Source organism: Burkholderia sp. E168m23 (assembly GCF_016586125.1).
In the GTDB taxonomy this organism is placed as follows: domain Bacteria; phylum Pseudomonadota; class Gammaproteobacteria; order Burkholderiales; family Burkholderiaceae; genus Burkholderia; species Burkholderia orbicola.
Genome location: NZ_BCPP01000455.1, coordinates 1 through 5590, shown reverse-complemented (window position 1 = coordinate 5590; position 5590 = coordinate 1). Strand labels below are relative to the sequence as shown.

Annotated in this window: 5 protein-coding genes and 1 pseudogene; 4 read left to right on the top strand and 2 right to left on the bottom strand. The window is 65.7% G+C overall.

Going from position 1 to position 5590, the window contains the following annotated elements; all coding sequences use genetic code 11:
* From JMF90_RS21875 to JMF90_RS21860, 4 genes and pseudogenes are all read left to right on the top strand, one after another.
* Positions 1-356: pseudogene (locus JMF90_RS21875) on the top strand (collagen-like triple helix repeat-containing lipoprotein); the annotation flags it as partial.
* A 40-nt stretch (positions 357-396) separates the two neighbouring features.
* A complete protein-coding gene (locus JMF90_RS21870; RefSeq protein WP_201316865.1) occupies positions 397-1821 on the top strand; it encodes a collagen-like triple helix repeat-containing protein in 1425 nt (474 codons plus the stop codon).
* A 144-nt stretch (positions 1822-1965) separates the two neighbouring features.
* Positions 1966-3651, top strand: a complete 1686-nt coding sequence (locus JMF90_RS21865; protein ID WP_201316864.1) for a ShlB/FhaC/HecB family hemolysin secretion/activation protein — start codon at positions 1966-1968, stop codon at positions 3649-3651.
* Positions 3652-3825: 174 nt separating this feature from the next.
* Positions 3826-4287, top strand: coding sequence for a DUF2147 domain-containing protein (locus tag JMF90_RS21860; protein WP_011545269.1), 462 nt, complete (start codon positions 3826-3828; stop codon positions 4285-4287).
* A gap of 99 nt (positions 4288-4386) precedes the next feature.
* On the opposite strand, the gene JMF90_RS21855 is transcribed toward JMF90_RS21860, so the two are convergent.
* Positions 4387-4797, bottom strand: coding sequence for a transposase (locus JMF90_RS21855; RefSeq protein ID WP_006476154.1), 411 nt, complete (start codon positions 4795-4797; stop codon positions 4387-4389).
* Between the two features lie 148 nt (positions 4798-4945).
* Positions 4946-5590 (bottom strand): cell division protein ZapE (gene zapE / locus JMF90_RS21850; RefSeq protein WP_201325421.1); only part of this gene is annotated, 645 nt, incomplete at its 5' end.

Sequence of the window (5590 nt, the reverse complement as noted above, 5' to 3'; positions counted from 1 at the left end):
TCGGTGGCGTAGCAGGCGGCAGCAGCGGCCCGCTCGCTCCGGTCACGGGCCTCGTCTCCACGGTCACCGGCGCGCTCGGCGGCGCAACGGGCGGTACCAGCGGGGGCCCGCTCGCCCCGGTCACCGGTCTCCTCGGCGCAGTCACGGGCGCCCTCGGCGGCGCAACGGGTGGCGCAGGCGGCAGCAGCCCGCTCGCCCCGGTGACGAACGCCGTCTCCACGGTGACGAGCACGGTCGGCGTACCGGCACTGAGCGGCGGCACGGGTGCCGTCACGAACTCGGGCGCGGCGTCGAATCCGCTTGCGCCCGTCACGTCGTTGATCGGCGGCCTGCTCGGCGGCACGCACGGCAAGTAATCCGACATCCATTCATCGAAAAGACAGCGAGGAGTCCATCATGTCCCAGCAACGTTCCATCCCGACGGTCGCCCTGCGCCAGTGGCGCGCGCCCCTCACCGCCTTCGCCGCGGCGTGCCTGCTGGCCGCCTGCGGCGGCGGCGGCGTCAGCTCGCCGCCGACCAGCAGCAACGACAACAACAACCCGAGCACGAGCGGCACGTCCGGCACGAGCGGTACCAGCGGCTCGTCGACCGGCACCAAGGGTGTCATCAGCACGGTCGGCCAGACGGCCACCGACCTCGGCAGCACGGTCGGCAACATCAGCCTGCCGGGCCTCGGCGACGGCGTGACGAAGGGCGTCGGCAGCACGCTGTCCAGCACCGGCACGATCGTCGGTGCGGCAGCCGATGCGGTGAGCAACGGGCTGGGACAGATCGGCTCGACGAAGGACCCGGTGGGCACCACGGTTGCCGGTCTCGGCAACGTCGTCGGCGCAACCAGCAACACGGTCTCCGGCCTGAGCTCGACGGTCAAGGCGCTGGGCACGGGCCCGCTGGCACCGCTCGCGCCGGTCACGACGCCGGTCGGCACCGTGCTCGACACGGTCGCCAACGGCCTGACGGCCGCCGGCACGACGATCGGCTCGACGTTGTCGTCGGGCGCCGTGCAGCAGGTCACGCAACCGATCAGCTCGGCGATCACGCCGCTCGTGATCACCGCCGGCCAGGTCACGCAGCAGGTCGGCACGACGACCGGCCTCGGCCAACCCGTCTCGGGCCTGCTCGGCCAGATCGGCGGCGCCATCAGCTCGGCCGGCAAGCAGGTCGGCGGCACGTCGAGCCAGCCGCTCGTCGGCGACGTCGGCCAGCTCGTGACCGCGGTCGGCAACACCGTGACCAACGCGGGCGGGCTCGTCAACCCGAACGGCCCGAATGGCGCGGCACCGATCCCCGGCCTGATCACGAGCCTCGTCGGCGGTTCGACGGCAACCGTCCAGAACGGCTCGTCGTCGGGTTCCGGTTCGACGAACCCGCTCGGCGGCCTGCTGTCGGGTCTCGGCTCGACGCCGCTCGGTTCGCTCACGGGCGCCCTTGGCAGCGCAACGGGCGGCTCGGGCAGCGGCCCGCTCGCGCCGGTGACCGGCCTCGTCTCCACGGTGACCGGCGCACTGGGTGGCGCGGCAGGCGGTAGCAGCGGTCCGCTGGCACCAGTCACGAATCTCGTGTCGACGGTGACGGGCACGCTCGGCGGCGCAACAGGTGGCGCAGGCAGTGCAAACCCTCTCGCGCCCGTCACCGGTTTGCTGAATACTGTCACCGGAGCGGTTGGCGGTGCAGCGGGGTCCGGGGGCTCGAGCCCGCTCGCACCCGTCACGTCGCTGGTCGGCAGCGTGTCGGGTACGGCATCGTCGAGCAGCGGTTCGACGGGCCTGCTGGCACCGGTCACGGGGTTGCTGGGTACGCTGGGTAGCGTTGGCAAGTAAGGAGGACGGTCGCGTCATTGCAGCCGGAGCGAATGGCGCGGCCGTACAAGCACAACCGGCATGGCGGCACGCGGCGCGCGACATCCAGGTGTCGCGCGCCGGTATTACAAAGAAGACGAAAAGCAAGGCCTACGAGGAAGAACAATGAAATCCAGACTCGACAGATGGATGATGCTGCTCGCCATCGCGGCGGCAGGCACGGCACAGGCACAAACGCGCGTCGGCGGTAACCCGCTCGACTCCCTTCCCCAGATCAACGCACCGAAGACGGGCCCGAACGTCACCGTTCAGGTCGCGCCGCAGGCGCCGCAATTGCAGGAGCTGCTGTCGCGGCACCTGACGCCGAAGACGTTCCAGGTCGAAGGTGTGAAGTCGGTACCGTTCGAGGAAATCACGCGCCGCTTCACGCCGCTCGTCGGCAAGGACATCACGATCGGCGAGCTGATCGAAACCGCCAACGGCGTGACGAAGCTGTACCAGGAGCGCGGCTACGCGCTGTCGTTCGCGTTCGTTCCCGCGCAGACGTTCGAGGACGGTGTCGTGCGTATCACGGTGGTCGAAGGCTATGTGTCGGAGGTCAAGGTCACCGGCAAACCCGGCGCGATGGAACCGAAGATTCGCGCGATTGCCGCGCACATCACGGCCGACCGACCGCTGCGCCGCGCGACGTTCGAGCACTACGTGAACACGTTCGGCCTGCTGCCCGGCCTCACGGTGAAGGCGAACGTCCCGCCGCCGCAAACCACCGACGGCGCGACGACGCTCGAGCTCGCGGTCGACCGCAAGCCGTTCAACGTCAGCACGGGGATCGACTTCAACCACCCGGGCGTCCAGGGCCTCATCACCGCGACCGAAAACGGCCTGACGCGATTCGGCGAGCAACTGAGCATCTCGGCGCTCGCGCCGCCGGGACGCGACAAGCAAACCTACTTCGCGTTCAGCGGCGCCCTGCCCGTAGGCAGCAGCGGCCTGATCACGCGACTCGATGCCAGCACATATCGCGGCAAGCCGACCGACAACCCGGGGTTGCCGTCGTACGTCGAGCGGACGGTCAAGAACGAAAAACTCGGTCTTTCGGCCTCCTATCCGATCCTGTTGAACAATCAGCGCAGCCTGCTCGGCACCGTGTCGGGCTATGCGTCGCACAACGAGGACCGCTACCAGAACCAGATCAACGGTGCGAGCCTCGATACGCGTTCGCAGGTTCGCGTGCTGCAGATGCAGCTCGACTACACGAGCGTCCAGCCGAAACAGGTACAGAAGCTGAGCGTCAACGTCGCGAAGGGGTTCAATATCCTCGGCGCGTCGAAAGCGCAGGACATTACCGTCGGTACGACGACGACCTCGGTGGATAGCCCGATCTCGCTGACCTTCGTTCGCACCGGCGCGACTTTCACGCAGACGAACGAATGGCCGTTCCGGATCGGCACGTCGGTTTCGCTGACCGGGCAATACAGTCCCGACTCGCTGCCGACGTCCGAACAGATCTCGTTCGGCTCGACCCGTTACGCGCTCGGCTACCAGCCGGGCGAAACGTCGGGCGACTCGGGCTGGGGGATGTCGCTGGAAGTCAACCGCGGTTTCACGCCGGGCTGGACGTATCTGAAATCGATCACGCCGTACATCGCATACGACATGGCGCGCGTGTATCTGCACTCGGGCACGCCGTCACCGAACCGCATGTCGTCGGTCGGCATCGGCGTGCGGCTCACGGACAGCCGCTACTACAGTCTCGACCTGAACGTCGCCAAACCGGTGGGCGACGCACCGGTCGAAAGCGCGTCACGCAGCCCACGCATCAACGCCGCGTTCTCCTATCAGCTCAACTGATCGGTCACCAAAGCCTCGAAACAGCCCGCATCACGCGGGCTGTTTCGATTAGAGTCCCCTCTATCAAACGTGGCGCACGGTTTCACGTATTCTGGCGAAGCTCGCAACATGCCCGCCCCATGCAGACGGGCGTGCGGGCGAATCGAACAGACATGCAAAACAAGGAGGATGACAATGATTCAACTGACCCGCCCGTTGCGTGCAATCGCCATTGCCGGCGCCCTGCTCGCGTGCGCAGCACCCACCTTCGCGCAAGCCGACAGCCCCATCGGCATGTGGCAAACGATCGACGACAACACCCATCAACCGAAGGCACTCGTGCAGATCGCCGAGGACGGCGACGGCGCGCTGACCGGCAAGGTCGTCAAGGGCCTCGGCGCGAACGATACGCCCGATCGCCGCTGCACCGCGTGCACGGACGAGCGCAAGGATCAGCTCATCAAGGGCATGACGATCATCAAGGCGATGAAGAAGGACGGCGACCACTGGGACGGCGGCAACATTCTCGACCCGGAGAACGGCAAGGTCTACAAGTGCAAGATGACGCTTGAAGATGGTGGCCAGAAGCTCGTGGTGCGCGGCTACATCGGCGTGTCGCTGCTCGGTCGCTCACAGACCTGGGTTCGCCAGCAATAACGCACCACGCGCCAAAACGCGCGGCTCAATAAAAATCGGCCTGCGACAACGTCGTCAGGCCGATTTCTTTTGGTGCGCGCACAACGAAAAGCGATGGAATCACGCTGCGTGCTTCATTGCACCCGATGCATAGCTGCCTGGTGCACGATACGCGGGTGCTGCGTTGCTACGCGCCTCCGCCGCTTTCGATTGCGTGTGCTTGCGCATCCGCGCGGAGAGTTCATTGCACAGATTCATACCGGCTTCGCCATAAAGCTCACGCATCACATTCATCAGCGTGCCCGTTTCGTGCCACACCTTGAAGCGGCGATGGCATGTTTGATACGACGGGTAACGGCGCGGCATGGCCGACCAGGTTGCGCCGCTGTAGATCACCCAGAGCACCCCGTTCAGCACGGCCCGCGTATTGGCTAACGGCCGGCCGCGCAACTCGGTGCGCGGCTGCATTTCGGGCAGAAGCGGCGCGACGCAGCGCCATTCGTGGTCGGTCAAATCGCGATACGGTGTCATGGACATCTCCAGCCTTAATAACCATGACACCACAATATCGGCTCACCTCAACGATGAATATAAGACAAATCCGAAAATACCCGCAGATCGACTTAATTTAACCGAAATTGACGTTTAAATCCCGCCAATTACCCGAGCCCGCATCCACTCAGGTCAACGACGTATCGACGATGCGGCGCGGTGTTTCGAGATACTCCTTCGACTGCATCTCGACGATGCGCGAGACCGTACGCGCGAATTCGTTGGCCATCGGGCCTTCGACGTACAGTTCCTCGGCCGGCACCGCCGCGGACATCAGCAGCTTGACCTTGTGGTCGTACAGCACGTCGATGAGCCACGTGAAGCGGCGCGCTTCGGACGCCATCCGCGGCGACATCTGCGGCACCTCGGACAGCACGATCGCATGGAAGCGGCTCGCCAGTTCGAGGTAGTCGTTCTGCGAACGCGGGCCGCCGCACAGCGTCGCGAAATCGAACCACACGACGCCGTCCGCCTTGCGCAGCGCCTTCAGTTCGCGCTTCTCGATATGCAGGATCGGGCTCTCGTCGGGCACGGCCGCGAGCTTGCCGAATGCATGGCGCAGTTCGCGATCGGCATCCGCGCCGAGCGGCGTGTGATACATCTTCACCTGCGCGAGCGTGCGCTGGCGATAATCGACCCCCGCATCGACGTTGAGCACGTCGAGCTTGTCCTTGATCAGCGCGATCGCCGGCAGCATGCGGTCGCGATGCAGGCCGTTCGGATACAGATCGTCGGGATCGTAATTCGACGTCATCACGAACTGCACGCCGTT

Coding starts and splice junctions, on each gene's coding strand:
- JMF90_RS21865 (WP_201316864.1), top strand. CDS start 1,966: ATGAAATCCAGACTCGACAGATGGATGATGCTGCTCGCCATCGCGGCG.
- JMF90_RS21860 (WP_011545269.1), top strand. CDS start 3,826: ATGATTCAACTGACCCGCCCGTTGCGTGCAATCGCCATTGCCGGCGCC.
- JMF90_RS21870 (WP_201316865.1), top strand. CDS start 397: ATGTCCCAGCAACGTTCCATCCCGACGGTCGCCCTGCGCCAGTGGCGC.
- JMF90_RS21855 (WP_006476154.1), bottom strand. CDS start 4,797: ATGACACCGTATCGCGATTTGACCGACCACGAATGGCGCTGCGTCGCG.